The organism is Streptomyces sp. (assembly GCF_031181555.1).
Classification (GTDB): domain Bacteria; phylum Actinomycetota; class Actinomycetes; order Streptomycetales; family Streptomycetaceae; genus Streptomyces; species Streptomyces fimbriatus.
In genome coordinates this window covers 1-25,357 of sequence record NZ_JAPSKQ010000096.1, presented here as the reverse complement: position 1 = coordinate 25,357, position 25,357 = coordinate 1, and the positions used below count along the sequence as shown (strand labels likewise).

Below are 25,357 nucleotides of genomic sequence, written 5' to 3'. Positions count from 1 at the left end.
TGGAAGAACGGCGGCTGGGAGGACTGGGACAAGGACAAGTGGCTCAGTGAGGCCAAGGACTTCGTCAACCCGGTGATCGAGGGCCTGTGGAAGCCGGAACGGATGCGCTCCGCCGAGGAGGCCGACAAGACCGTCTCGACCAAGGACGCGGCAGCGGCCCGGGGGGTCAGCGACCCGGAACCGGCCCCGGTCCGGGCCCAGGCCGAGAAGACGCCCTACCACGACAACGCCGCCCCGGTCGGCAAGGTCTTCTTCGACTCCCCCGAAGGCCCGAGCGTCTGCTCCGGCACGGTCATCAAGGACGTGAACCACCCGGGCAGGTCCAACCTCGTCTGGACCGCCGGTCACTGTGTCCACGCCGGCGGCAACGGCGGCTGGTACCGCAACCTCGTCTTCGTCCCGGCCTACAACGACCTCGGCAGGTCCGAGGCGGACCTGACCGGCGCGAGCGCCTCCGAGATCGCGCCCTACGGCAACTGGTGGGCGGACTGGGCCTCGACCTCCAACGGCTGGATCCAGGGCGGCTCGGAGACCGGCGGTGACGGAGCGGCGTACGACTACGCCGTGCTGCACGTGAAGCCGGAACAGGGGTCCAAGTCCCTGGAGGAGACGGTCGGTGCCGCGCTCGACGTGGACTTCTCCGCCCCCTCGGTGGCCGAGGCGGGCACCATGGGTGCCTGGGGCTACCCGGCCGCGCCGCCCTACAACGGTCTGCAGATGTTCAAGTGTGTCGACGCTCCGGGCCGGTTCTCGCTCAGCCCGAGCCTGCCGACGATGTACCGCATCGGCTGCACCATGACGGGCGGGTCGTCCGGCGGTGGCTGGTTCCGGGTGGTGGACGGCGAGACCGTGCTGGTCTCCAACACCTCGATCGGCCCGACCGACAACACCTGGCTGGCGGGCCCGCAGCTGGGCAAGGACGCGGAGGCGCTCTACCGGAACATGAGCAGGACCCACGGCGGTCGGTGACCGCGTGCGCAAGAGGCCCGTCCCCCTGCCGTGAGCAGGGGGACGGGCCTTCACGGTGCGGCGCATCCCGCCGGGGCCTTCGCGCCGCCGAGCGGGTCAGCCGGCCGGAGTCGGAACGTACGGCGTGAGTTCCGCCGCCAGTTCCTCGTGCACCCGCACCTTGAGCAGGGTGCCCTCCGGGGTGTGCTCCTCGGAGATCACCTCGCCCTCGTCATGGGCACGGGCGACCAGCTTGCCGTGGGTGTACGGCACCAGCGCCTCGATCTCCACCGACGGGCGGGGCAGCTCGTTGTCGATGAGCGCGAGCAGCTCCTCGATGCCCCGGCCGGTGCGGGCCGAGACCGCGATGGAGCGCTTCTCCACCCGCAGCAGCCGCTGGAGCGTGAGCGGGTCGGCGGCGTCGGCCTTGTTGATCACGACGATCTCGGGTACGTCGGTGGCGCCGACGTCCCTGATCACCTCGCGCACGGCGGCCAGCTGCTCCTCCGGGTTCGGGTGCGAACCGTCGACCACGTGCAGGATCAGGTCGGATTCGCCGACCTCCTCCATCGTGGAGCGGAACGCCTCGACCAGGTGGTGCGGCAGGTGCCGGACGAATCCGACCGTGTCGGCCAGCGTGTACAGCCGTCCGCTCGGGGTCTCGGCCCGGCGCACGGTCGGGTCGAGGGTCGCGAACAGGGCGTTCTCGACCAGCACGCCCGCGCCGGTGAGGCGGTTGAGCAGCGAGGACTTGCCCGCGTTGGTGTAGCCCGCGATGGCCACGGACGGCACCTTGTGGCGCTTGCGTTCCTGGCGCTTGATCTCGCGGCCGGTCTTCATCTCCGCGATCTCACGGCGCATCTTCGCCATCTTCTCGCGGATCCGGCGCCGGTCGGTCTCGATCTTGGTCTCACCGGGACCACGGGTGGCGAGACCGCCGCCCTTGCCGCCGCCCATCTGCCGGGACAGCGACTGGCCCCAGCCGCGCAGCCGCGGCAGCATGTACTGCATCTGCGCGAGCGCGACCTGCGCCTTGCCCTCTCGGGACTTGGCGTGCTGGGCGAAGATGTCCAGGATCAGGGCCGTACGGTCGATGACCTTGACCTTGACCACGTCCTCGAGGTGGATCAGCTGGCCCGGGCTGAGCTCACCGTCGCAGATGACGGTGTCCGCGCCCGTCTCGAGCACGATGTCGCGCAGCTCCTCGGCCTTGCCGGAGCCGATGTAGGTCGCCGCGTCGGGCTTGTCGCGGCGCTGGATCACGCCGTCGAGCACAAGGGCGCCGGCCGTCTCCGCGAGGGCGGCGAGTTCCGCGAGGGAGTTCTCCGCGTCCTGCACGGTTCCCGAGGTCCACACGCCGACGAGCACGACCCGCTCCAGACGGAGCTGCCGGTACTCGACCTCGGTGACGTCCTCGAGCTCGGTGGAGAGGCCCGCGACACGGCGCAGGGCCGCCCGCTCGGAGCGGTCGAACTGATCGCCGTCCCGGTCCGAGTCGGTCTCGAGGCTCCAGGCGACGTCCTCTTCCATCAGGGCATCGGCCCGAAGGCCCTCGGGATAGGTGTACGCGAGGCGCTTGGTGTCCTGGGAAGGGGAAGAAGAGGAGGTCATTGGGTCCTTACGTTGGTGGGAAACCGTCTGCGGCGACGGAGTGGGGCTTCGGCCGCCGGGCTCGGGATTCGGTCGGTGGGACCTGTCCGTGAGACCTTTCCGTCACTGTCCTCAACGCACGGGTACCCCGGGAGATTCCCGTGTCCCGTGCCTCGTGGACCTGACGATGGTCGCACGGAACGGTCCGTCTCTTCATCGTGTTATTCCCGTCCCCCGCCCGGTCGATGCGCGGGCGCGTCCGGCCCGGGGGCGGGCGTCGCGGCCCGCGCCGTGGACGTCCATTCCGGGTGCCCGGGCATCGGCGGGGTCGTGGCTCCGTAGAGCCAGGGGTGCAGGAAACCGGTCAGGTCGCGTCCGGCGACGGCGGAGGCGAGCCGGACGAAGTCGGCGGTCGTGGCCGTGCCGTCCCGGTGACGGGTCACCCAGGCGCGCTCCAGGCGCTCGAAGGCGGCGCGGCCGATCTCCTGGCGCAGGGCGTACAGCACGAGCGCGCCGCCGGCGTAGACGTTCGGCCGGAAGATGCCGGCCTTCTGGCCGGGCTCGGGGACCTCGGGTGCGGCGGGCGGTCCACCGGTCGCGCGCCAGTGGTCGGAGGACGCGTAGGCGGCCTTCATCCGGGCCTCGAGGGACCTGCCGGCCTTCTCCTGCGCGTACAGCGCCTCGTACCAGGTGGCGTGCCCCTCGTTGAGCCACAGGTCGGACCAGGTGCGGGGGCTGACGCTGTTGCCGAACCACTGGTGGGCCAGCTCGTGCACCATGATCGACTCGACGTACCACTCGGGGTGGGCGTCATCGGTGAAGAGTTCCCGCCCGAAGAGGGGGAGCGTCTGCGTCTCGAGTGCGAAGCCGAGGGCCGTGTCGGCCAGGAGCAGGCCGTAGGTCTCGAACGGGTAGCGCCCGACCTTCTGCTCCATCCAGGAGATCTGGCCGGAGGTCTTCGCCAGCCAGGGCTCGAGCTTCGCGCGGTGTTCCGCGGGGACGACGTCGCGCAGCGGCAGGCCGTGCGGGCCGGTGCGGTGCGGGACCGCGGAGCGGCCGATGGACACCTGGGCGAGTTCGGTGGCCATGGGATGCCGGGTCCGGTACGTCCACGTGGTGGCCCCGCGCCCGCGGTCGACGCCGGCCCGCAGGCCGCCGGCGACGGCCGTGTGGCCGTCGGGGACGGTGATCCGGAAGGTGAACATCGCCTTGTCGGAGGGGTGGTCGTTGCACGGGAACACCAGGTGGGCGGCGTCGGCCTGGTTGGCCATGACGAGTCCGTCCGCGGTGCGCACCCAGCCGCCCTCGCGGCCCTCGGCGGCCACGGGGTCACTGGTGTGCCGCACGGTGATGCGTGTCCGTTCGCCCTTGTCGAGAGCGTCCTCGGGAGTGATCACGAGGTCCTCGCCGGCGGCGGCGAAGGCGGCCGGATCGCCGTCGACCTCGACCGAGTGGACCGTTCCGTGGGCGAAGTCCAGATTGAGCCGGTCCAGGTCGGCGGTCATCCGGGCGTCGATCGTGGTGACGGCCCGAAGCGGCCGGTCGTTGGCGCCGGAGTAGCGGAGGGCGAGGTCGTACGACACCACGTCGTATCCGGGGTTGCCCAGGTACGGGAAGAGGCGGTCGCCGATGCCCAGCGGGACGGCGGGGGCGCTCGCGGCGAGGAGGCAGGCGGAGACGGCGGAGGCGAGCGATGCGGCGGCCGCCCGCCGACGGCGGACGTGGCGGAGCCCGGCGGGGACGGCCCGGCCGCGAGGGGCGCGGGGGGTCTGACCGCGGGGCGCTTCGCCGTGGGGAGTCCGGCCCAGGGCGACGTGGCTGGGGGAGGCCGGGTCGGGGGGAATGAGCAGCATGCCCCACGGCTACCAGCGCGCGCGTGCGCTGCGGCGGCGACGCGCTCCGGGCCCACCCGACCGGGTCAGGCGGGGCGTCGAACCGGTACACCGGCTGTCCGCGGCCGGGACGGCACCGGATGTGCGGGGGCCCGCTCCCGCGCGGGACGCGTCAGGCGCCCGGGGCCTGCGGCTGCGCCCGGCTCACGTCGTACACACCGGCCACGTTGCGCATCGCGCGCATGAGGGCGGGCAGTCGCGCGGCGTCCGGCAGCTGCACGGTGTACGTGTGCCGCACCTGCTGCCGGGTCGGCGGTTCGACGGTGGCGGAGACGATCTCGGCGCCTTCGAGGGCCATGGCCTCGGTGAGGTCCGCGAGCAGGTGGGGACGGACGAACGATTCCGCGACCAGCGTGACCCGGCACTCGGCGTCCTCCCCCCAGCGCACGCCGACCTCCGCGCGCCCGGAGCTCTTCATCCGCGCGACCGCGGCGCACTCGACCCGGTGCACGGTGACGGCTCCCCCGCGCACGGCGAAGCCGGTCACCTCGTCGGGCGGCACGGGCGTACAGCAGCGGGCGAGCCGTACGGCCGCGCCGGGCCGGTCGACCAGGACCTGGGCGGCGGGACGGCCGGGCACCGTGCCCAAAGGCTCCGGGGCCGGTGGGGCCGCAGGCTCGTCGGCGGTGGGCCGGGGAGCGGCCACGGGTTCCCTCGCGGGCGCGGCGTCCTGCGCGGGGTGGGCGGTCAGCCACCGCTGGATGGCGATGCGGGCCGCGGGGGTGTGGGCGTGCTTCAACCACTCCCTGGAGGGCTCCGAGGCGGGGTCCTGGCCCATGAGGAGCTGGACGGTGTCGCCGTCCTTCAGGACGGTGCTCAGCGTCGCCAGACGGCCGTTGACCCGGGCGCCGATGCACGCGTGGGCGTCCTCGCCGTACTGCGCGTACGCGGCGTCCACGCAGGTCGCCCCCTCGGGCAGGCCGAGCGTGCCCCCGTCGGGGCGGAAGACGGTGATCTCGCGGTCCTGGGCGAGGTCCTCGCGGAGGGTGGACCAGAAGGTGTCGGGGTCGGGCGCGGCCCGCTGCCAGTCCAGCAGCCGCGAGAGCCAGCCGGGCCGGGTGGGGTCGGCGCGTTCGCCGTCGCTCGCGGACTGTTCCTCCGACGGGGCCGCGTAGGGGTTGCCGAGGGCGACGACTCCGGCCTCGGCGACCTTGTGCATCTGGTGGGTGCGGATGAGGACTTCGACGACCTGGCCGTCCTCGCGTGCCACGGCGGTGTGCAGCGACTGGTACAGGTTGAACTTCGGTACGGCGATGAAGTCCTTGAACTCCGACACCACGGGCGTCATGCAGGTGTGCAGCTCGCCGAGGACGGCGTAGCAGTCGGCGTCCTCGTTCACCAGCACCAGCAGGCGGCCGAAGTCGGCGCCGCGCAGCAGCCCGCGTTTGCGGGACACACGGTGCACGGAGACGAAGTGACGTGGCCGGATGAGGACTTCGGCGGCGATGTCGGCCTCGCGGAGCACCGTGCGTACGTCGTCGGCGACCTCGGCGAGCGGGTCGTCCGCGCGGGCGGCGTTGCGGACGATCAACTCCCGCGTGTGCTCGTACTCCTCGGGGTGGAGGATGGCGAAGACCAGGTCCTCCAGTTCCGTCTTGAGCGCCTGGACACCGAGGCGTTCGGCGAGGGGGATCAGGACGTCCCGGGTCACCTTGGCGATGCGTTCCTGCTTCTCGGGGCGCATCACTCCGAGGGTGCGCATGTTGTGCAGGCGGTCCGCGAGTTTGATCGACATCACGCGGACGTCGTTGCCGGTGGCGACGAGCATCTTGCGGAAGGTCTCGGGTTCGGCGGCGGCGCCGTAGTCGACCTTCTCCAATTTGGTGACGCCGTCGACGAGATAGCGGACCTCCTCACCGAACTGCTCCCGCACCTGGTCGAGCGTCACGTCCGTGTCCTCGACGGTGTCGTGGAGCAGGGAGGCGGTCAAGGTCGTGGTCTCCGCGCCGAGTTCGGCGAGGATCAGGGTCACGGCGAGCGGGTGGGTGATGTACGGCTCACCGCTCTTGCGCATCTGGCCGCGGTGGGAGGACTCGGCCAGGAGGTAGGCGCGGCGCAGGGGTTCGAGGTCGGCGTCGGGGTGGTGGGCGCGGTGGGCGTCGGCCACGTGGCCGATGGCGTCGGGGAGCCGGTCGCGGGTGGCGGGGCCGAGCAGGGCCGCGCGTCCCAGCCGGCGCAGGTCGAGCCGGGGGCGGGCCTTCCTGCGCGACCCCGTGGGGGTGACGTGAGCGGATGTCACCGAGCCCGGGGTCACAGGATTGACGGCCTCCGCGTTCATGGGCACCTCCGGCTGCGTGGACCGGCGGACGGTGCGCCCCAGGGCGGACTCGGGCTCAGGGCGCGGTGTTCGCTCCCCCGTCCGGGCCGGTGCTTGATGCTACCGAGCCCGACCCGGTGCGGTTGACCGCCTCTCGCCGAGCGTGAAACGGATCACCCCTTCGAGCGAAGAGCCCTCCCGAGGCGGTTTCACGCCACCCGATCGGCGACTTGCCGTGATCTCGAAGCAGGATCCGGCCTCTCACCCTGCGGATGTCCGCGTCCGACCGGTCAGAGGCTGGGACACCGATCCGCCGCTCCGATCACCGAAGGGCGTTTTCCAGCCACTCCGCCTCGATCACGCCCTCGGCGACGATCACCGCGGGCCCGGTCATCTCGATCCCGCCGTCGGGCCGTTCGGTGATCACGAGGGTGCCGCCGGGCACGTCCACGGTGTACGTGGCCGGGGCGCCGGTGACGCCCGGGTCGACGCCGTCCCGGCGGGCGGTGGCCACGGCGACCGCGCAGGCACCCGTGCCGCACGAACGGGTTTCGCCGGCCCCGCGCTCGTGCACCCGCAGCGCCACGTGCCGCGGGCCGCGGTCGACCACGAACTCGACGTTCACGCCGTCCGGGTAGGCGGAGGCCGGGCTGAAGGGCGGCGGGGTGCGCAGGTCGCCGGCGTGGGCGAGGTCGTCCACGAAGGCCACCGCGTGCGGGTTGCCCATGTTCACGTTCCGCGCGGGCCAGCTGCGCTCGCCGACGCTGACCGTGACGTCGCCCTCGGGGAGCAGCGCCCTGCCCATGCCGACGGTGATGTCACCGTCCTTGGCGATGTGCACGGCCTTCACGCCCCCGCGCGTGGCGACCGCGAGATCCCCCTCGGCCACATGTCCGGCGCGCTGGAGATAGCGCGCGAACACACGCACCCCGTTGCCGCACATCTCGGCGATCGAGCCGTCGCCGTTGCGGTAGTCCATGAACCACTCGGCCTCGTCCGCCATGGCCCGGCCCTCGGGGTGCGCCGCGGACCGCACCACGTGCAGCAGTCCGTCGCCGCCGATGCCCGCGCGGCGGTCGCACAGGGCGGCGACGGCGGCCGGGGGCAGGTCGATGGTGTTCTCCGGGTCCGGGACGATCACGAAGTCGTTCTCGGTGCCGTGCCCCTTGAGGAAGGCGATCCGCGTGCTCATTCCTCGATCGTACGGGGTGGGCACGACGGCGCCCTCCCCGCCGGTGACCGGGACGGGCGTCAGCGGAGCCGGGCGACCCGCCAGACGGCCAGGGCCACCACCGCGGCGACCATCACGGCGTAGCCGGCCACGACCCGCCAGTCGGGTCTGCGTCCGGAGCCCCTGGCCGGCAGGCCCGGCCAGGTGTAGCCCACCCGGCGGGCGGCCATCATCCCCCAGCCGGCCGAGCAGGAGCAGATCAGCAGGCCCAGCATGGCGATCACGGCCCCGCTGTCGCCGAAGTCGAAGGCGAGGGGGAAGGCGAACATCAGGGAACCGACCGCGGCCAGGCCGACGATGGGTGCGAGCTGCCAGATGCGCAGCCGGCGCTGCGGGCGCAGCTCGACCTCGACCTCGTCACCGCCCGTGAACATCTGCTCCGGCTCGGGACCGTCGTCGGTCACCCCGCCCTGCGCCTCCTCGGGCCCGTCGGGGCTGAGACGGTCGGTTTCCTGCTCCGGCGCACCCCGCTCGGTGGTGAGGTGTTCGGTGCCGTGTGCGGTGTCGCGAGGGCCGGCCTCCATCGCCACGCGCCCTCCCAACTTGGACTCCACTGGTCGATCGAAGCTCGATGATGGCACGGCGCCACAGGCCCCGATGGCGGCCTGGGCGTCCCGATGCCAGGACGTGATCAGGCTGTAACCGGTCGTTCGACCAACGACAGCGCGAGCTGCGGAAGTTCCCCGAGGTCCGCCGCGGCCCCACTCAACCAGTGCACCCGGGGATCGCGCCTGAACCACGAATCCTGACGGCGCGCGAAGCGCTTGGTGGCACGCACGGTCTCGGACCGCGCCTCCTCCAGGGTGCACTCACCGGCGAGCGCCGCGAGTACCTGCTGGTAGCCGAGCGCGCGCGAGGCCGTACGCCCTTCGCGCAACCCCTGCGCCTCCAGTGCGCGCACCTCGTCCACGAGGCCCGCCTCCCACATCCGGTCGACCCGGCGGGCGATGCGCTCGTCCAGTTCGGGCCGGGCCACGTCGACACCGATCTGGAGGGTGTCGTAGACCGAGTCGTGGCCCGGGAGGTTGGCGGTGAAGGGCCGGCCGGTGATCTCGATCACTTCGAGTGCACGGACGATGCGGCGGCCGTTGCTCGGCAGGATGGCCCGCGCGGCCTCGGGGTCCGCGGCGGCGAGGCGCGCGTGCAACGCCCCCGGGCCGCGCAGGGTGAGCTCCTCCTCCAGACGGGCCCTGACCTCGGGGTCGGTGCCGGGGAACTCCAGGTTGTCGATGGCTCCGCGGATGTAGAGGCCGGAGCCGCCGACCAGGACGGGCCAGCGCCCCTCGGCGAGCAGCGCGTCGATCCGGTCCCGCGCCAGGCGCTGGTATTCGGCGACGGACGCGGTGACGGTCACGTCCCAGACGTCCAGCAGGTGGTGCGGGATTCCACCCCGCTCCTCGGGCGTCAGCTTGGCGGTGCCGATGTCCATCCCCCGGTAGAGCTGCATGGAGTCGGCGTTGACGACTTCACCGCCCAGCCGCTGGGCCAGAAAAACGCCCAGATCGGACTTTCCGGCCGCAGTTGGTCCGACGACGGCGATGACGCGGGGGGCGAGGGGTGCGCTGCTCACCGATCCAGTCTCGCAAACCTCGCAGCCCGCTCTCGAACGAGTTACGTGACGCGGCCGACGCGGGGTCGTTGCCCGTTGCGAGTTTCCCGCCGCCGGATCACGGTGGCGGCGGCCCGGATCACGCAAAGGGACGCACCGGGTCACGAGGGGTTTCGCCCGCACGAGTAACGTATGGAGTTGATATGGGCGTTTTTGCACGGCTTTTTCGGAGGACGAAAGCCACGGAGGAGACGCGGACCGACGGGGCTCGGGCCGACGAGGCGGCAGCCGAACCGAAGACGGAGGGGGGTGCGGCCGGGGGCGCGGAGCCGATGGCGTCGCCCGATGCGTCGAAGACCGCCGGACCAGCGGTGACGGAGGCCGACGAGGTCACCGGCGGCGACAGCGTCGAGATCCCGAAGCAGCAGTCCTCCGAGGCGGCCGACAGCGGGGCCGACAAGGGCGCCCGCACGTAGACGCCCGCGAGGGAAGGTACATCATGGGTCTCCTGAACAACCTGAGGGCCAGGCTCGACCCGGCCAAGGGCAAGGTCTCCGACCTCGCGCAGCAGCACGGGGACAAGATCCAGCACGGCTTGGACAGAGCCGCGCGGGCCGTCGACCAGCGGACCAGGGGCAAGTACAGCGACAGGATCCGGACGGGCGCGGACAAGGCCAAGGACGCCATGGACCGACTCGCGCACAAGAACGACCCCGCTCCGGGCGCGGGCGGCACGACGCCGCCGACCGGGCCACCGCCCGCTTCCTGAACGGTGCACCGCCGGGCGGCCGTGGAGCACGCCGAGGGCTCCCGGCCGTCCGCCGTTCCTCCGGCCCGGATCCGGTCCGCAGGCACGGCCGGGCCGGTCCCGTGCCGGGACCGGCGGCCCCGCCGACCGGTTCCTACGACCAAGTGGCCACGATGTAGCCCACCCCGTACGGGGCGTCCTCGTAGAGCAGTGCCCCCTCCAGGTCCGGGTTCCCGGCCGCGGCGCCCGCGAGGACCTGCCAGGGAGCACGGCCGGACACCTTCAGCTCGCGCGCCAGGCCGGTGTCCAGCGCGCACAGGGCCGCGGTGTCGGCCGCACCCAACGCGCGCGCGGCCTCCGCGTCGAAGGGGGCCGCACGCTCGTCGAGGTAGCCCGGGGCCTTGAGCGTGCGGCAGGCGCTGGCGTCGCCCATCACCAGCATCGCCACCCGCTCCGCTCGCGTGGCGAGCTCCCTTCCCTCTTCGACGCACCGCTCGGCCGCGAGGGGTTCCCCCACCCCCAGCCCCTCGACGGGAGCGTCCGCCCACTCGGCCCTGCCCAGCATCCACGCGCCCACGGCGAGCCCGTACGGGAGTTCCCGCCCGGTCGGCGCGCCCCGGTGCGGGCCCAGCCGTACGTCCAGGTCGACACCGAAGCCGCGGAAGGACCCCGGGGTGCCCTCCGGGTAGCTCTCGGGCCCGGTGGCTGCCGCCGGGCCGACCACCACGAGTTGGTCGGGCCGGGCGGCGGCGAGCACACCCAGGGCGTCCGCGCACGCGGCCCGCGCGGCGTCCAGTTCGGGGGCGGCGCCCGCGGCGACCTCGGGAACGAGCAGCGGCGGGCAGGGGCAGACTGCGGCGGCGACTAGCATGATCGGCAGCGTAACCCCCGTGGGGCAGCTCACCGCCGCGGCCCGGTCGGTCGGACCGTTGGTGTGCTGCCGGTCCGCCGGTCCCCGGTCCGCGTCAGTCGGTCCGCGTCAGTCGCAGCCGCAGCCGCCCGTGGCCGCCGGGAGCGGTTCGGGGACGCCGATCTTCGGCAGACCCAGCATCACGCCCGCCGGCTGCGCGGCCTTCGCTGCCTTCTCGGAGTTCCGCTTCTCCCAGGCGTCACCCGCGCGTGTGCGGCGCACGTCCAGCACGGGTCCCTCGGCGAGCAGGTGGTGCGGGGCGGCATAGGTGATCTCGACGGTGACCACGTCGCCGGGACGGACCTCCTGCTCCGGCTTGGCGAAGTGCACCAGGCGGTTGTCGGGGGCCCGGCCGGAGAGACGGCGGGTGGTGTCGTCCTTGCGGCCCTCGCCCTCGGCGACCATCAGTTCCAGGGTGCGGCCGACCTGCTTCTTGTTCTCCTCCCAGGAGATCTCCTCCTGCAGGGCGACGAGCCGCTCGTAGCGCTCCTGGACGACCTTCTTGGGGATCTGGCCCTCCATCTCGGCCGCCGGGGTGCCCGGTCGCTTGGAGTACTGGAAGGTGAACGCCTGCGCGAAGCGGGCCTCGCGGACGACATGGAGGGTCTGCTCGAAGTCCTCCTCGGTCTCGCCGGGGAAGCCCACGATGATGTCGGTGCTGATCGCCGCGTGCGGGATGGCGGCGCGGACCTTCTCGATGATCCCGAGGTAGCGCTCCTGCCGGTAGGAGCGGCGCATCGCCTTCAGGACCGTGTCCGAGCCGGACTGCAGCGGCATGTGCAGCTGCGGCATCACGTTCGGCGTCTCGGCCATGGCCGCGATGACGTCGTCGGTGAAGTCGCGCGGGTGCGGGGAGGTGAAGCGGACGCGCTCCAGCCCGTCGATCTTTCCGCAGGCCCGCAGCAGCTTGCTGAACGCCTCGCGGTCGCCGATGTCGGAGCCGTAGGCGTTGACGTTCTGGCCGAGCAGGGTGATCTCGGAGACGCCCTCGGCGACCAGGGCCTCGATCTCGGCGAGGATGTCGCCGGGGCGCCGGTCCTTCTCCTTGCCGCGCAGCGCGGGGACGATGCAGAAGGTGCAGGTGTTGTTGCAGCCGACGGAGATGGACACCCAGGCCGCGTACGCGCTCTCGCGGCGGGTCGGCAGCGTGGAGGGGAAGGCCTCCAGCGACTCGGCGATCTCGACCTGTGCCTCCTCCTGGACGCGGGCGCGCTCCAGGAGGACCGGCAGTTTGCCGATGTTGTGCGTGCCGAAGACGACGTCCACCCAGGGCGCGCGCTTCACGATGGTGTCGCGGTCCTTCTGCGCGAGGCAGCCGCCGACCGCGATCTGCATGCCGGGGCGGCTCGCCTTCTTGGGGGCGAGGTGGCCCAGGTTGCCGTACAGCTTGTTGTCGGCGTTCTCACGCACCGCGCAGGTGTTGAAGACGACGACGTCCGCGTCGCCGTCGGAGCCCTCGGGGGCGCGGACGTAGCCCGCGTCCTCCAGCAGCCCGGCCAACCGCTCGGAGTCGTGGACGTTCATCTGGCACCCGTAGGTGCGTACTTCATAGGTGCGCGTGCCGCCCACTGACTGGCTCCGGTCGATGCTGCTCATGTCCTACAGGGTAGGCGGTCCCCGAGGCGTGCCCGGTCGCCGGAGGAGCCCGCGGTGCCGGGCCTCACGGCCCATGGCCCGCGCCGTGCCCCTGCTCGGTGGCTCATGCCTCCCCGCCCGGTGCCCAGCCCTGCCGCCGCAGTACCGCCGACACGTCCGGGGCCTCGTAGTGGTCGCCCTTGAGGACCTTGCCGTCGGCGCGGCGGCTGACCTGGCCGTCAGGGCCGATCTTGGTCATGTTGGAGCGGTGGATCTCGGCGATGACCGCGTCGAGGTCGATCCCGTGGACGAGTGCCGTGCCGTAGGCGACGTAGACGACGTCGGCCAGTTCGTGGGCGAGCCGGTCGAGCGGGCCCTTCACCGACACCTCGGCGACCTCCGCGGCCTCCTCGGCCAGCAGCTCACCACGATGGGCGGCCAGGTCCGGCGAGACCTCGGACGGCGTGTCGCGGACGTCCAGCCCGAAGGCGCGGTGGAATGCACGGACCAGGTCGGCGGGCGAGGAACTCATGCGGCGACTGTAGCGGCCGCCCCGGACACAGCCGGGCCCGGGCTGTGAGCCCCGCCCTGGTCAGCGGGGCACCGGGCTGGCAGGATCGCGCGCATGTCCCACGCGCTGTCCCGGATCGGCAGGCGCCGGGCCCTGCGGGGCGCGGCCGCCGGCTTCGTGACGCTCGGACTGCTGCTGTGGTGGCTGGCGCCCTGGAGCGAGGAGCCGCCCGGCGGAACGATCACGCTGAGCACGGGAACACGCTCGGGGGTCTACCAGAAGTACGGCGAGCTCCTGCGCACCTCGCTCGGCAAACACATGCCCGACCTCGAGGTCCGGCTGAAGACGAGTGACGGCTCGCAGGAGAACGTGCGGCGCGTGGCGACCGGACAGGCCGACTTCGCGATCGCCGCGGCCGACGCGGTGGAGACGTACAGACTGCACCACCGGCCGGGCGCCGACCGGCTGCGCGGGGTGGCGCGCCTGTACGACGACTACGTGCAGCTCGTGGTCCCGCCCGGCTCCGGCATCCGATCCGTCGCGGACCTGCGGGGCAAGCGGGTCGCCATAGGGTCGCCCAGGTCGGGGGTCCGGCTCATCGCCAACCAGGTGCTCAGGGCGGCCGGCATCGATCCGGAGACGGACATCAGGCCCTCCTCGGACGGCATCGACACCGGGCCGAAGCGGCTGGGGCACGGTCTGGACGCGTTCTTCTGGTCGGGCGGGCTGCCCACGGACGGCCTGAAGACGCTCGCCGAGGACTCCGCGCTGCGGTTCGTGCCGATCGACGCCGACCTCGTCGCCGAGCTGCACGAGCAGGGCGGGGCCACGCGCCACTACCGGGCCACCAACATGCCGGAGTCGGCCTACCCCAGCAGTCAGCTCGGCCTGGCCGTCCCGACGATGGCGGTGTCCAACCTCCTGATCACCAGGGCGGACGCGGATCCCCGGCTCACCGAGTGGCTGACCCGCATCGTGCTCAAGAGCCGGGACGGCATAGGTGCGCACGTCCACTCCGCGCAGTTGGTCGACGTACGCACCGCCATCTACACCGACCCGCTCCGGCTGCACGAGGGTGCCCGCCGCTACTACCGGTCCGTCAAGCCCTGAGCCGTCGCCTCACCCGTGGGGGCGTTCCTCGGCACCGTCACCGTGACCGTCAGCCCGTGCGGCTCGTGGTGGTCGTAGGAGAGGGAGCCGCCGCCCGCCGCGAGCAGGGCCCGGGAGATGGACAGGCCGAGGCCGGAGCCCTTGATGTTCTGGTGCCGGCCGCTGCGCCAGAACCGGTCGCCGACGCGGGTCAGCTCCTCGTCGGTCAGCCCCGGACCGTTGTCGGTGACGACGACGGTGGAGGCGTCGCCGTTGGAGGTGACGGTCACCTCGACGGTCTCGCCCTCGGGTGTGAACTTCACCGCGTTGTCGATGACCGCGTCCAGCGCGCTGGAGAGCGCGACCGGGTCGGCCCATGCCGTGGTCGGCGGGCAGTTCCCGGCCAGGCGGACGCCCTTGGCCTCGGCGGTGGGCGCCCAGGCCGCGACGCGCTCCCCGGCCAGCGCGCCGATGTCGGTGACCTGGAGCTGGGCCTCGCTGTGCTCGGCGAGCGCCAGGTCGAGCAGGTCGTCCAGGACCTGTGCCAGACGCTTGCCCTCGGCCTGGACCGAGGCGATCTCCTCGTTGCCCTCGGGCAGTTCGAGGGCGAGCAGCTCGATGCGCAGCAGCAGCGCCGAGAGCGGGTTGCGCAGCTGGTGGGAGGCGTCGGCGACGAAGGCGCGCTGCTGTTCCAGCACGCTCTCGACGTTGTCCGCCATCTCGTTGAACGACCGGGCGAGGCGTCTGAGTTCCGGGGGCCCGCCCGCCACGGCGACCCGGGACTTCAGCCGTCCGGTGGCGATGTCGTGGGTGGTGGCGTCCAGGATGCGTACGGGCCTGAGCACCCAGCCGGTCAGCCGCAGGGCCGCGCCGACGGCCAGCAGCATGGCGGCTGCCTCCCCCGCGCCGATGACCAGCCAGCCCTGCAGGATGCGGGAGCGCATGGGCCCGGTGGGCGAGTCGGTCACGACGACGGCGACGACGTCACCGTCCCGGATGACCGGCGAAGCCACCACGAGGCTGCGCCGCTGCCAGGGCCACACCTGCTCGGGATCGTGGCTGCGGCGGCTGAGCAGTGCCTCCTCGAAGGCGTCCCGCACCTCGCCCGACCGCGGGAGGAACCAGTCGTCCGGAGCGTGCGCCATGGGCGAGTCGTTGCGGTAGAACACGCCCGCGCGGATGCCGTAGACCTTGTGGTAGCTGCGCAGTTCGCTGCTGAGCGTCTCCCGGCGCTCGTTGATGTCCCCGGCGACCGGGTCGGACGGCTCGGTCACGAACTGGGCGAGGGCCGCGAAACGTGCCGTGTCGTCGATCCGGTCGACGACGACCTTCTGCTGCTGCGCGCCGGCCAGGCTCACGGCGAGCGGGACGCCGAGTGCGAGGAGGACGGCCGCCATCAGGACGATGAGCAGCGGAAGCAGACGTGTGCGCACCCGACCCCGCTAGGCCGCGGGCGCGACGAGCCGGTAGCCGACTCCGCGGACGGTCTCGATGAGGGCCGGCAGGCGCAGCTTGGCGCGCAGGGAGGCGACGTGCACCTCCAGGGTGCGGCCGGTCCCCTCCCAGCTGGTGCGCCACACCTCGCTGATGATCTGCTCCCGGCGGAAGACGACCCCGGGCCGCTGGGCGAGCAGGGCCAGCAGGTCGAACTCCTTGCGGGTCAGCTGGACGACCGAACCGTTCACGCTGACCTGACGGGTCGGCAGCTCGATGTGCACCGGGCCCAGGCGCAGCTCGGTCTCGGTGCCGCTGGTGGTCTCCTCGTGGACGGTGCGCCGGCTGACGGCGTGGATCCGGGCGAGCAGCTCCCCCGTGTCGTACGGCTTGACCACGTAGTCGTCGGCGCCGAGGTTGAGGCCGTGGATGCGGGAGCGCACGTCGGAGCGCGCGGTGACCATGATCACCGGTGTGCTGGTGCGCTTGCGGATCTTGCCGCAGACCTCGTAACCGTCCTGGTCGGGCAGGCCCAGGTCGAGCAGGACGACGCCGAAGCCGTTGCCCTCGGGGACGAGCGCCTGGAGCGCCTCCTCGCCGCTGCGCGCGTGAGTGACGTCGAACCCGTGCCGGGCCAGCACCGCCGACAGGGCTGCGGCGACGTGGTTGTCGTCCTCGACGAGGAGCAGTCTCACCAGGGCCCCTTTCTGTTCACCGGCCGTACGATCTCCGTGTGTACACAAACGTGTGCACGCGCGCGTGCACCTTGCAGTGACGCCGATGGACGAGGATGGCGTCAAGAGGGTTCCGGTTGCGCTTTCGTACCGTTACCTGGCCGAAATGCGCCCTGCTCACAAGTGCTACGACACGTGTCCGATTGCTATCGGATCGTGATGCTCAGATTCCCCTCAGATGTAATGACGCAGGTCCGGAGGATTACTACTGTCCTCCGAAACCGAGGAGGACGGAGCCTGAGAGCGATGACCGAAGTATCGGTGGCCAAGGAAGATGTGGCCGCAACCGGCGACCTGGTCGTCCTGAAGAGCGTCAACAAGCACTTCGGCGCGTTGCACGTACTCCAGGACATCGACCTGACGATCGCCCGCGGCGAAGTCGTCGTGGTCATCGGACCCTCCGGGTCCGGGAAGTCCACCCTGTGCCGCACCATCAACCGTCTGGAGACGATCGACTCCGGGTCGATCTCGATCGACGGCAAGCCCCTGCCCCACGAGGGCAAGGAGCTCGCCCGGCTGCGGGCCGATGTCGGGATGGTCTTCCAGTCCTTCAACCTCTTCGCGCACAAGACCGTGCTCGAGAACGTGACGCTGGGCCAGGTCAAGGTCCGCAAGAAGGACAAGAAGCAGGCCGAGGAGCGGGCCCGTGCCCTGCTCGACCGGGTCGGCGTGAGCGCGCAGGCCGAGAAGTACCCCGCACAGCTCTCCGGTGGCCAGCAGCAGCGTGTCGCCATCGCGCGGGCCCTGGCGATGGAACCCAAGGTCATGCTCTTCGACGAGCCGACGTCGGCTCTCGACCCGGAGATGATCAACGAGGTTCTGGAGGTCATGCAGCAGCTCGCCCGCGACGGCATGACCATGATCGTCGTCACCCACGAGATGGGATTCGCCCGTTCGGCTGCAAATCGTGTGGTGTTCATGGCCGACGGTCGCATCGTCGAACAGGCCGCGCCGGACCAGTTCTTCAGCAATCCGCGCAGCGACCGCGCCAAGGACTTCCTGTCGAAGATCCTTCACCACTGACGGCGCCCCTCGCGCCCTGACGACTTGCGTCACCGGACATTGACCGGGCCGCACCACTTCACCAGTCAAAGGATGTGCACCATGAAGCTCCGCAAGGTCACCGCCGCCTCGGCCGCCGTCTTCGCCCTCGCCCTGACCGCCACCGCTTGCGGCGGTGACGACGGCGACTCCAACGGCTCGGGGTCGGGCGACGACAAGAAGATCACCATCGGCATCAAGTTCGACCAGCCGGGCCTGGGCCAGAAGACCCCGCAGGGCTATGAGGGCTTCGACGTGGACGTCGCCACCTACGTCGCCAAGAAGCTCGGCTACAGCGAGGACCAGATCGAGTGGAAGGAGTCGAAGAGCGCCGACCGCGAGACCATGCTGCAGCGCGGTGACGTCGACTTCATCGCCGCCACCTACTCGATCACCCCGGAGCGCCAGGAGAAGGTCGACTTCGCCGGCCCCTACCTGCTCGCCCACCAGGACGTGCTGATCCGCGCCGACGACAACAAGATCAAGTCGCCGGAGGACCTGAACAACGCCAAGCTGTGCTCGGTCACCGGCTCCACCTCGGCGCAGAACGTCAAGGAGAAGCTGGCGCCCAAGGCCCAGCTGCAGCCGTACCCGACGTACTCCGCCTGTCTGCCCGGTCTGCAGAACGGCGCCGTCGACGCGCTGACCACCGACGACTCCATCCTCGCCGGCTACGCCGCTCAGTCGCAGTTCAAGGGCAAGTTCAAGCTGGGCGGCTTCAAGCTGACCAACGAGAACTACGGCATCGGTGTCAAGAAGGGCAGCGACCTCAAGGACAAGATCAACAAGGCCCTCGAAGAGATGGTCGCCGACAAGTCCTGGGAGAAGGCCGTCAAGGACAACTTCGGCCCGGCCAACTACAAGAACGAGCCGGCGCCGAAGATCGGCGACATCAAGAGCTGAGGCAGCGCCTGACAGGGTGCGCCGCCCACCGGAAGGGGCGGCGCACCGGGGCGGGCATCCCTACACGCGAAAGCGCGGGAGATCGTGTTCGACTTTCTTGAGGATTACGACCTGCTGGGAGCCTTCTGGACGACAGTGCAGCTCGCTGTGCTCTCCGCCGTCGGCTCCCTGATCTGGGGCACCCTGCTGGCCGCCATGCGCGTCGGCCCGGTGCCGCTGATGCGCGGCTTCGGGACCGCGTACGTGAACATCGTGCGGAACATCCCACTGACCGTCATCATCCTGTTCACGTCGTTGGGCCTGAACCAGACGCTGGGGGTCTCCCTCGGCGCGGACGACGTCGAGACGATCAACTTCCGGCTCGCCGTGCTGGGTCTGATCCTCTACACCTCGTCCTTCGTGTGCGAGGCGCTGCGCTCCGGCATCAACACGGTGCCGGTCGGCCAGGCCGAGGCCGCCCGCGCGCTCGGCCTCAGCTTCAACCAGGTGCTGGGCCTCGTGGTGCTGCCCCAGGCGTTCCGCTCGTCCGTCGGCCCCCTGGCCAACGTGCTGATCGCGCTCATCAAGAACACCACGGTGGCCGCCGCCATCGGCGTCGCGGAGGCGGCGGTGCTGATGAAGGAGATGATCGAGAACGAGGCGCAGCTGCTGCTGATCTCCGCGGTCATCGCGTTCGGTTTCGTGATTCTGACGCTGCCGACCGGCCTGATCCTCGGCTGGGTGGGCAAGAAGGTGGCGGTGAAGCGATGAGTTCCGTTCTGTACGACGCCCAGGGCCCCCGTGCCAAGCGGCGGAACATCGTCTTCACGGCGGTCTTCCTGGTCGCCCTCGCGGCCCTGCTGTGGTGGGTGGTCAGCACCCTCAACGACAAGGGCCAGTTGGAGTGGGCCCTGTGGGAGCCGTTCTTCACCAGCGGCGAAGCCTGGTCCACGTACATCTGGCCGGGTCTGCAGAACACGTTGAAGGCAGCCGTGCTCGCGGTGCTCATCGCGATGCCGCTCGGCGCGGTCCTCGGCATCGCCCGCCTGTCGGACCACGCCTGGATCCGGGTCCCGGCCGGAGTCGTGGTCGAGTTCTTCCGCGCCATCCCCGTGCTGGTCCTGATGATCTTCGGCCTGGCGCTGTTCGCCGAGTACACCGACGTGAGCTCCGACGACCGCCCGCTGTACGCGGTCGTCACGGGCCTGGTGCTGTACAACGCCTCCGTCCTCGCGGAGATCGTGCGCGCCGGCATCCTGTCCCTGCCCAAGGGCCAGTCCGAGGCGGCCATGGCGATCGGCCTGCGCAAGAACCAGCTGATGCGGCTGATCCTGCTGCCGCAGGCGGTCACCGCGATGCTCCCGGCCATCGTCAGCCAGCTCGTCGTCATCGTGAAGGACACCGCTCTGGGCGGCGCCGTCCTCACCTTCCCCGAGCTGCTCGCCTCGGCCAACACGATGAGCGGCTACTACGGCGCCAACGTCATCGCCAGCTTCACGGTGGTGGCCGTGATCTTCATCGCGCTCAACTTCGCCCTCACCTCCTTCGCCTCCTGGCTCGAGGCGCGGCTGCGCCGCAGCAAGCGCAGCACGGGCGCGGTGCTCGGCACCGCCGATGTCGACGACATCAACGCGGCCGAGGTCGGGGGCACCCACAAGACCGGTGGGAACGCCGTCTGACGCACGCCCTGCCGTGCGCCCGCCGTCCGACATGACTGTGGCCCGCCGTTCCCCGGCGGGCCACAGTCATGTCGGACGACCGGCCGGCATCGCTGGTGCGGACGGGTGGTACGCGCCGGACTCATGTGATGAGCAGTCAAGTGATGTGACGGGCCCCGCGCCACCTCATGATCGCCACTGGCCTTCGGTCACTTGACGCAAGCACCGGCAATAGGTTGCATACGTTCTGTGATCGTGCACCCTGCTCCATCTTCCTGTTCCTTTCCGTCCCATCGGACGTCACGTCGAGCAGGGGGCGCCGCGCCGTGGACCCGGTGATCATCGTCGGAGCGGGGCCCGTCGGGCTCGCGCTCGCCCTGGCGCTGGCGCGTCAGGAGGTGCCGTGCGTGGTCCTCGACGAGGGGCCGGGCAAGGACGAGCCGCGCCCGGCGCGCACCGTCGTGCTGCGCGAGGACACCGCCGCGCTGATGGAACGGCTGACCGGGGTACCGCTCGCCCAGGCCGGTGCCCGCCCGGCCGGATGGCGGTCGATGCGGCGCAAGCAGGTGGTGCACGAGATCACCCACGACGACGCCCGGCCCGCGCCCCTGCACATCGCCCAGCACGTCCTGACCGGTGCCCTGCGCACCGCCCTGGCCGGGGAGCGGCTGGTCAGGGTCGCCGTGAACAGCCGTCTGGATTCCCTGGAACAGGAGCCGTCGGGCGTCACCGCCCACACCCGCGGTCCCAAGGGCACCTGGTGGCGCGGCAGTTACCTGGTCGGCTGCGACGGCCCCCGCTCGACCGTACGCAAGCTCCAGGACATCCGCTTCCCCGGCCGCACGGCGGTGGAACGATACGCCGTGGCCGCGCTGCGCACGGAACTTCCCTGGCACGACGAGACGCTGCTGCACCGCATGCCGCCGTGGCGCACGTCCGGGCCCTCGGCCGGGGAGATCACCGCGCGTCCGCTGCCGGAGGGGGTGTGGCGGCTGGACTGGCTGCTGCCGCCGGGCAAGGAGCTGGTCACGCCCGAACTGCTGCTGGCCCGTATCCGGGAGACGCTGGCCGGCTGGAACCACGGTACGGCCCCGCCGTACGAGCTGCTGGACACCGGGGTCCACACCGTCCACCACCGGCTGGCCCGGCGCTGGCGGGCCGACCGCGTGTTCCTCGCCGGGGACGCGGCCCACCTGCTCGGCGCGCTGGGCACGCACGGGCTGGACGAGGGGCTGCGCGACGTCGACAACCTCGCCTGGAAGCTGGCACTGGCCTGGCACCACGGTCCGCACGAGGCACTGCTCGACAGCTACCAGACCGAGCGCCGCGCGGTCGTCGCCGCCCGGCTGCGCGCCGCCGACCAGGTACTGCCGCTGCTGCGAGGCGGTGGGGGGCTGCGTTCCTACGTCCCGGGGTCCGCCCGGGGGCACGACGCACTGCTGATGGACGGTCATCTGGGGCAGGGGGCACTGGGGGCGCCGGGGACGTACGCCGACTCGCCGCTCGCGCCCGGACGCCTCGAGGGCGAGGTGCCCGTCGGCACGCCTCCCGGGGCGGCGGTGACGGACGTCCGCGTCACGGCGGAGGACGGCGCCTTCGTCCGGCTGCGGGACCGGCTCGGCCGGGGTGCGCTGCTGGTGGTGCTGATCGCGCCGGGCACGGGGGTGTGGGAGCGCAGGCACTGGATGTCCGCCGGGATCATGCCCCGGCTGGCGGCGGCCGTCTCGGCGTTGCCGCACCCGGCCGAACTGCTGGTCGCCGAGAGCTATCCGGGGGCGGCGGCCCACACCGTGCTGCTGGTCCGCCCCGACGGTCACCTGGTCACGGCGCTGGGCGGGGTCCGCCCGGCGGACCTGTACGCGGCGGCGGAGGCGGTCGTCGGAGGGCCGACGGAGGCGGAAGCGAAGGCGGAGGCTGGAGCCGGGGCGGCGACCGGCTGAGGTGCCGGGGCGAGGGCCGGCTCGCGCCGGGGCCGGTCGCGTCGTCCTCGCCGTGCGGTCCACAGGGTGACGATGAGTTGAAGCGATGTACCGCTTCGTGGTCTACTCCGGACCGTGACCGACACCTGTGTGCGCCTGTGGCGGAGAGTCCATATGGACCTCGTCCGCTACGCGGGCTGCGTGTGTCGCCCCTCCTGCTGAATGCGCGCTCCTTCTCCCTCCCCGCGCGCCGCTCGCCGTCTCGCACGCCGCTGTGGCGCGCCTCCGCGAATCTTCTTCAGGACGGTGCACGTGTCTGTCTCCTCCGCTGCCTCATCCCCTGCCCCGCCTCCCGTCTCCGCCCCCACCCAGGCGGACCTCCTCGGCTTTGTACGCCGTATCGCTGCCGACGCCGAGCTGATCGCCTCGCTCCCGCTCGACCCGGAGGGCCGCACCTGGGTGCGGCTCGACGGGCCGGGTGGCAGTGAAGCCTGGCTGATCGGCTGGCCGCCCGGCACCGGAACCGGCTGGCACGACCACGCCGACTCCGTCGGTGCCTTCATGACCGCCTCGGGTGCGCTGAAGGAGAACTCGCTCGCCGCGCGGTTGCCCTCCGACGGCTGGAGGACCCTGGAACTGACCGATGGCGTGGACCGGGAGCGCCGGCTGCCGGCCGGGCAGGGCCGCGCCTTCGGGCGGCATCACGTGCACGAGGTGCTCAACGAGTCCCCGGACCGGCACGCCGTCTCCGTGCACGCCTACTATCCGCCCCTGCCGCGGATCCGCCGCTACAGCCGCAGCGGCCGGTTTCTCCGCCTGGAGCAGGTCGAACGCCCGGAGGACTGGCAGTGAGCGGGACGGACGAACGGACCACCGGTGCCGTGGGGATCGACGAGTTGCTGGAGCGGGTGCGGTCGGGCTACCGGCGCATCGAGCCGCAGGACGCCCACGAGGCCGCCCGCGCCGGCGAGGCGCTGCTGGTGGACATCCGCTACGCCGCCCTGCGCGACCGGGACGGGCTCGTCCCCGGCGCTGTCGTCGTCGAGCGCAACGAACTGGAGTGGCGCCTCGACCCGCGGGGCAGTCACCGCATCCCCGAGGCGACGAGCCATGACCTGCGCGTCGTCGTGATCTGCGACGAGGGCTACGCCTCCAGCCTGGCGGCGGAGTCCCTGCACCGTCTGGGACTGCACCGGGCCACCGACCTGATCGGCGGTTTCCAGGCCTGGCGGGCGGCGGGGCTGCCGGTGCTGCCCGTACCGGCGTAAGGGGTGCCGGAAGAGGACGACGGTGCCTGTGCCGCCGGACCCGGCGGTGCCGCCCCGCTGCCCCGTCCTCTCAGAACCCCTCGTCGCCGAGGAACTCCGTGTCCTCGCCCTCCTCCTCCAGTGCCTGCCGGACCACGCGGAGGGCGAGGCCCTCGGGGTAACCCTTGCGGGCCAGCATGCCCGCGAGGCGGCGGATCCGCTTGTCGCGGTCGAGACCTCGGGTGGAGCGCAGCTTGCGGGCGACCAGTTCGCGCGCGGTCGTCTCCTCCTGCTCGGAGTCGAGCTGCGAGACGGCAGCGTCGATCAGCGTGGGGTCGACACCCTTGGTCCGCAGCTCCTGGGCGAGCGCGCGCCGGGCCAGTCCCCGGCCGTGGTGCCGGGACTCCACCCAGGCGTCCGCGAAAGCACTGTCGTTGATCAGTCCGACCTCCTCGAACCGGGACAGCACCTCCTCGGCTGCCTCGTCCGGGATCTGCCGCTTGCGCAGGGCGTCGGCGAGCTGCTTCCGCGTGCGCGGGGTCCCGGTGAGCAGGCGCAGGCAGATCGCCCGTGCCCGCTCCACCGGGTCCCCCGGAGGCTCCTCCTGCTCGGCCCTCGACGAGGAGGAGTCACCCCCGTCCTCCGCGGCCGCCTCGCCGAAGGCCCGGCGTCTGCGTCCGCGTCCACCGCGCGCCCCGCCGTCACGCGAGCCGCCCGCCCGTGAACCACCCCCATGCCGCCGGCCACTGCCGGAGCCCGGGGGGTGGAGACCGTCCGCGCCGGTGATGTCGTCGTACGCCTCGTCACCGCCCACGGCCGAGTGCTCGCCGCCCTCGGTGTCCCTCCCCCGTGGGACACCGAGGGCGGCGAACTCGTACTCGGCCCAGTCGGTTCGTCGGGTCACGGGTCAGCTCTTGGCCGCCGCGGCCTTGGACTTGCCGGCCTTGGCCGCCGGAGCCGGCACCTCGGCCGGGGCGACGGGGCCCGCGGCGTCCGTGCCCGGCTCGGTGGCAGGCTCCTCGGGCCGCACCCCGACGCCCAGCTTCTCCTTGATCTTCTTCTCGATCTCGTTGGCGAGGTCGGGGTTGTCCTTCAGGAAGTTGCGGGCGTTCTCCTTGCCCTGGCCGAGCTGGTCGCCCTCGTACGTGTACCAGGCACCGGCCTTGCGGACGAAGCCGTGCTCCACGCCCATGTCGATCAGGCCGCCCTCGCGGCTGATGCCCTGGCCGTAGAGGATGTCGAACTCGGCCTGCTTGAAGGGCGGCGCCACCTTGTTCTTGACGACCTTGCAGCGCGTGCGGTTGCCGACCGCCTCGGTGCCGTCCTTCAGGGTCTCGATGCGGCGGATGTCGATGCGCACCGAGGCGTAGAACTTCAGCGCCCGGCCACCGGTGGTGGTCTCCGGGGAGCCGAACATCACGCCGATCTTCTCGCGGAGCTGGTTGATGAAGATCGCGGTGGTCTTGGACTGGTTGAGCGCGCTGGTGATCTTCCGCAGGGCCTGGCTCATCAGGCGGGCCTGCAGACCCACGTGGCTGTCACCCATTTCGCCCTCGATCTCCGCGCGCGGGACGAGCGCCGCGACGGAGTCGATGACGATGAGGTCGAGGGCGCCGGAGCGAACCAGCATGTCCACGATCTCCAGGGCCTGCTCGCCGTTGTCCGGCTGGGACAGGATCAGGTTGTCGATGTCGACGCCGAGCTTCTTCGCGTACTCGGGATCGAGGGCGTGCTCCGCGTCCACGAAGGCCACCTGGCCGCCGGCCTTCTGGGCGTTCGCCACCGCGTGCAGGGTCAGGGTCGTCTTACCGGAGGACTCCGGTCCGTAGATCTCCACCACACGGCCGCGCGGCAGACCGCCGACGCCGAGGGCCACGTCGAGCGCGGTCGACCCGGTCGGGATGACCTCGATGGGCTCCTTCGACCGCTCGCCCATGCGCATGACCGCGCCCTTGCCGAATTGCCGTTCAATCTGTGCGAGCGCGGCGTCGAGCGCCTTCTCGCGGTCGGTTCCTGCCATGGGTTCCACCCGATTTGCTTGAGTCGATCGCTTCACGTCAAAAACGCTAACGCCTGCCACTGACAACGCGTCCCGACGCACGTCCGGTCTGTGGATAACTCGGGGGCATCTCCCGTCGAATC

At 71.5% G+C, this 25,357-nt stretch carries 25 protein-coding genes; 12 read left to right on the top strand and 13 right to left on the bottom strand.

Features of this window, described 5'->3' with window-relative positions; translation table 11 throughout:
• On the top strand, positions 1–969 hold a 969-nt coding region (locus tag RIM90_RS19650), incomplete at its 5' end, for a hypothetical protein (RefSeq protein WP_309062034.1).
• A 96-nt stretch (positions 970–1,065) separates the two neighbouring features.
• Here RIM90_RS19650 and hflX read toward each other — a convergent pair.
• The 6 genes from hflX to miaA all read right to left on the bottom strand — a co-directional run bounded on the left by hflX (position 1,066) and on the right by miaA (position 9,488).
• Entirely contained in the window at positions 1,066–2,559 is a 1,494-nt protein-coding gene (gene hflX / locus RIM90_RS19645) for a GTPase HflX (protein ID WP_309062033.1), read from the bottom strand.
• Positions 2,560–2,759: 200 nt separating this feature from the next.
• The gene (locus RIM90_RS19640; RefSeq protein WP_309062032.1) at positions 2,760–4,391 is read right to left on the bottom strand and encodes a M1 family metallopeptidase; all 1,632 of its coding nucleotides are present in this window, start codon (positions 4,389–4,391) and stop codon (positions 2,760–2,762) included.
• A 151-nt stretch (positions 4,392–4,542) separates the two neighbouring features.
• The gene (locus tag RIM90_RS19635; protein ID WP_309062031.1) at positions 4,543–6,708 is read right to left on the bottom strand and encodes an HD domain-containing protein; all 2,166 of its coding nucleotides are present in this window, start codon (positions 6,706–6,708) and stop codon (positions 4,543–4,545) included.
• A 301-nt stretch (positions 6,709–7,009) separates the two neighbouring features.
• Entirely contained in the window at positions 7,010–7,879 is an 870-nt protein-coding gene (gene dapF / locus RIM90_RS19630) for a diaminopimelate epimerase (protein ID WP_309062030.1), read from the bottom strand.
• Between the two features lie 59 nt (positions 7,880–7,938).
• Positions 7,939–8,442, bottom strand: a complete 504-nt coding sequence (locus tag RIM90_RS19625; RefSeq protein WP_309062035.1) for a hypothetical protein — start codon at positions 8,440–8,442, stop codon at positions 7,939–7,941.
• A gap of 107 nt (positions 8,443–8,549) precedes the next feature.
• On the bottom strand, positions 8,550–9,488 hold the full coding sequence (miaA, locus tag RIM90_RS19620) for a tRNA (adenosine(37)-N6)-dimethylallyltransferase MiaA (RefSeq protein WP_309062029.1): 939 nt from the start codon (positions 9,486–9,488) through the stop codon (positions 8,550–8,552).
• Between the two features lie 311 nt (positions 9,489–9,799).
• Between miaA and RIM90_RS19615 the strand changes: the two genes are divergently transcribed.
• On the top strand, positions 9,800–9,943 hold the full coding sequence (locus tag RIM90_RS19615; RefSeq protein ID WP_309062028.1) for a hypothetical protein: 144 nt from the start codon (positions 9,800–9,802) through the stop codon (positions 9,941–9,943).
• 23 nt (positions 9,944–9,966) lie between these two features.
• Entirely contained in the window at positions 9,967–10,236 is a 270-nt protein-coding gene (locus RIM90_RS19610) for an antitoxin (protein ID WP_309062027.1), read from the top strand.
• A 133-nt stretch (positions 10,237–10,369) separates the two neighbouring features.
• Here the strand turns inward: RIM90_RS19610 and RIM90_RS19605 are convergent, their stop codons facing one another.
• The 3 genes from RIM90_RS19605 to RIM90_RS19595 form a co-directional block, all read right to left on the bottom strand.
• On the bottom strand, positions 10,370–11,086 hold the full coding sequence (locus RIM90_RS19605; protein WP_309062026.1) for a class III extradiol dioxygenase subunit B-like domain-containing protein: 717 nt from the start codon (positions 11,084–11,086) through the stop codon (positions 10,370–10,372).
• Positions 11,087–11,194: 108 nt separating this feature from the next.
• Entirely contained in the window at positions 11,195–12,721 is a 1,527-nt protein-coding gene (gene miaB, locus RIM90_RS19600) for a tRNA (N6-isopentenyl adenosine(37)-C2)-methylthiotransferase MiaB (protein ID WP_309062025.1), read from the bottom strand.
• A gap of 103 nt (positions 12,722–12,824) precedes the next feature.
• A complete protein-coding gene (locus RIM90_RS19595) occupies positions 12,825–13,232 on the bottom strand; it encodes a MazG nucleotide pyrophosphohydrolase domain-containing protein (protein ID WP_309062024.1) in 408 nt (135 codons plus the stop codon).
• 93 nt (positions 13,233–13,325) lie between these two features.
• On the opposite strand from RIM90_RS19595, the gene RIM90_RS19590 reads away from it, so the two are divergent.
• Positions 13,326–14,321, top strand: a complete 996-nt coding sequence (locus RIM90_RS19590) for a TAXI family TRAP transporter solute-binding subunit (protein ID WP_309062023.1) — start codon at positions 13,326–13,328, stop codon at positions 14,319–14,321.
• On the opposite strand, the gene RIM90_RS19585 is transcribed toward RIM90_RS19590, so the two are convergent.
• Positions 14,300–15,733, bottom strand: a complete 1,434-nt coding sequence (locus RIM90_RS19585; RefSeq protein ID WP_309062022.1) for a HAMP domain-containing sensor histidine kinase — start codon at positions 15,731–15,733, stop codon at positions 14,300–14,302. The two genes, RIM90_RS19590 and RIM90_RS19585, sit on opposite strands and share 22 nt — an antisense overlap.
• A 9-nt stretch (positions 15,734–15,742) precedes the next feature.
• On the bottom strand, positions 15,743–16,429 hold the full coding sequence (locus RIM90_RS19580; RefSeq protein ID WP_309062021.1) for a response regulator transcription factor: 687 nt from the start codon (positions 16,427–16,429) through the stop codon (positions 15,743–15,745).
• A 285-nt stretch (positions 16,430–16,714) separates the two neighbouring features.
• Between RIM90_RS19580 and RIM90_RS19575 the strand changes: the two genes are divergently transcribed.
• From RIM90_RS19575 to RIM90_RS19545, 8 genes are all read left to right on the top strand, one after another.
• Positions 16,715–17,491, top strand: coding sequence for an amino acid ABC transporter ATP-binding protein (locus RIM90_RS19575; RefSeq protein WP_309062020.1), 777 nt, complete (start codon positions 16,715–16,717; stop codon positions 17,489–17,491).
• A gap of 81 nt (positions 17,492–17,572) precedes the next feature.
• Positions 17,573–18,412 (top strand): glutamate ABC transporter substrate-binding protein, encoded by an 840-nt coding sequence (locus RIM90_RS19570; RefSeq protein ID WP_309062019.1) that lies wholly within the window; start codon positions 17,573–17,575, stop codon positions 18,410–18,412.
• An 84-nt stretch (positions 18,413–18,496) separates the two neighbouring features.
• Positions 18,497–19,162, top strand: coding sequence for an amino acid ABC transporter permease (locus RIM90_RS19565; RefSeq protein WP_309062018.1), 666 nt, complete (start codon positions 18,497–18,499; stop codon positions 19,160–19,162).
• On the top strand, positions 19,159–20,070 hold the full coding sequence (locus tag RIM90_RS19560) for an amino acid ABC transporter permease (protein WP_309062017.1): 912 nt from the start codon (positions 19,159–19,161) through the stop codon (positions 20,068–20,070). Before RIM90_RS19565 ends, RIM90_RS19560 begins: the two co-directional genes overlap by 4 nt.
• Before the next feature lie 305 nt (positions 20,071–20,375).
• Complete coding sequence (locus RIM90_RS19555) at positions 20,376–21,989, top strand: FAD-dependent monooxygenase (protein WP_309062016.1); 1,614 nt, start codon at positions 20,376–20,378, stop codon at positions 21,987–21,989.
• A 114-nt stretch (positions 21,990–22,103) separates the two neighbouring features.
• Complete coding sequence (locus RIM90_RS31585) at positions 22,104–22,190, top strand: putative leader peptide (RefSeq protein WP_313960178.1); 87 nt, start codon at positions 22,104–22,106, stop codon at positions 22,188–22,190.
• 90 nt (positions 22,191–22,280) lie between these two features.
• A complete protein-coding gene (locus tag RIM90_RS19550) occupies positions 22,281–22,820 on the top strand; it encodes a cysteine dioxygenase (RefSeq protein ID WP_309062015.1) in 540 nt (179 codons plus the stop codon).
• Entirely contained in the window at positions 22,817–23,236 is a 420-nt protein-coding gene (locus tag RIM90_RS19545) for a rhodanese-like domain-containing protein (protein WP_309062014.1), read from the top strand. The genes RIM90_RS19550 and RIM90_RS19545 overlap by 4 nt, the downstream gene beginning before the upstream one ends.
• A gap of 70 nt (positions 23,237–23,306) precedes the next feature.
• Here the strand turns inward: RIM90_RS19545 and recX are convergent, their stop codons facing one another.
• Both recX and recA read right to left on the bottom strand, forming a co-directional pair.
• Positions 23,307–24,119, bottom strand: a complete 813-nt coding sequence (gene recX / locus RIM90_RS19540; RefSeq protein ID WP_309062013.1) for a recombination regulator RecX — start codon at positions 24,117–24,119, stop codon at positions 23,307–23,309.
• A 3-nt stretch (positions 24,120–24,122) separates the two neighbouring features.
• Positions 24,123–25,235, bottom strand: coding sequence for a recombinase RecA (recA, locus tag RIM90_RS19535; RefSeq protein ID WP_309062012.1), 1,113 nt, complete (start codon positions 25,233–25,235; stop codon positions 24,123–24,125).
• Positions 25,236–25,357 lie beyond the last annotated feature (122 nt).

What these genes read in the sequence shown, in the direction of transcription:
- hflX (WP_309062033.1), bottom strand. Translation starts at nt 2,559, where the DNA reads ATGACCTCCTCTTCTTCCCCTTCCCAGGACACCAAGCGCCTCGCGTAC.
- RIM90_RS19590 (WP_309062023.1), top strand. Translation starts at nt 13,326, where the DNA reads ATGTCCCACGCGCTGTCCCGGATCGGCAGGCGCCGGGCCCTGCGGGGC.
- RIM90_RS19575 (WP_309062020.1), top strand. Translation starts at nt 16,715, where the DNA reads ATGACCGAAGTATCGGTGGCCAAGGAAGATGTGGCCGCAACCGGCGAC.
- RIM90_RS19640 (WP_309062032.1), bottom strand. Translation starts at nt 4,391, where the DNA reads ATGCTGCTCATTCCCCCCGACCCGGCCTCCCCCAGCCACGTCGCCCTG.
- RIM90_RS19570 (WP_309062019.1), top strand. Translation starts at nt 17,573, where the DNA reads ATGAAGCTCCGCAAGGTCACCGCCGCCTCGGCCGCCGTCTTCGCCCTC.
- dapF (WP_309062030.1), bottom strand. Translation starts at nt 7,879, where the DNA reads ATGAGCACGCGGATCGCCTTCCTCAAGGGGCACGGCACCGAGAACGAC.
- RIM90_RS19615 (WP_309062028.1), top strand. Translation starts at nt 9,800, where the DNA reads ATGGCGTCGCCCGATGCGTCGAAGACCGCCGGACCAGCGGTGACGGAG.
- RIM90_RS19610 (WP_309062027.1), top strand. Translation starts at nt 9,967, where the DNA reads ATGGGTCTCCTGAACAACCTGAGGGCCAGGCTCGACCCGGCCAAGGGC.
- RIM90_RS19595 (WP_309062024.1), bottom strand. Translation starts at nt 13,232, where the DNA reads ATGAGTTCCTCGCCCGCCGACCTGGTCCGTGCATTCCACCGCGCCTTC.
- RIM90_RS19605 (WP_309062026.1), bottom strand. Translation starts at nt 11,086, where the DNA reads ATGCTAGTCGCCGCCGCAGTCTGCCCCTGCCCGCCGCTGCTCGTTCCC.
- RIM90_RS19625 (WP_309062035.1), bottom strand. Translation starts at nt 8,442, where the DNA reads ATGGAGGCCGGCCCTCGCGACACCGCACACGGCACCGAACACCTCACC.
- recA (WP_309062012.1), bottom strand. Translation starts at nt 25,235, where the DNA reads ATGGCAGGAACCGACCGCGAGAAGGCGCTCGACGCCGCGCTCGCACAG.
- miaB (WP_309062025.1), bottom strand. Translation starts at nt 12,721, where the DNA reads ATGAGCAGCATCGACCGGAGCCAGTCAGTGGGCGGCACGCGCACCTAT.
- RIM90_RS19560 (WP_309062017.1), top strand. Translation starts at nt 19,159, where the DNA reads ATGAGTTCCGTTCTGTACGACGCCCAGGGCCCCCGTGCCAAGCGGCGG.
- RIM90_RS19635 (WP_309062031.1), bottom strand. Translation starts at nt 6,708, where the DNA reads ATGAACGCGGAGGCCGTCAATCCTGTGACCCCGGGCTCGGTGACATCC.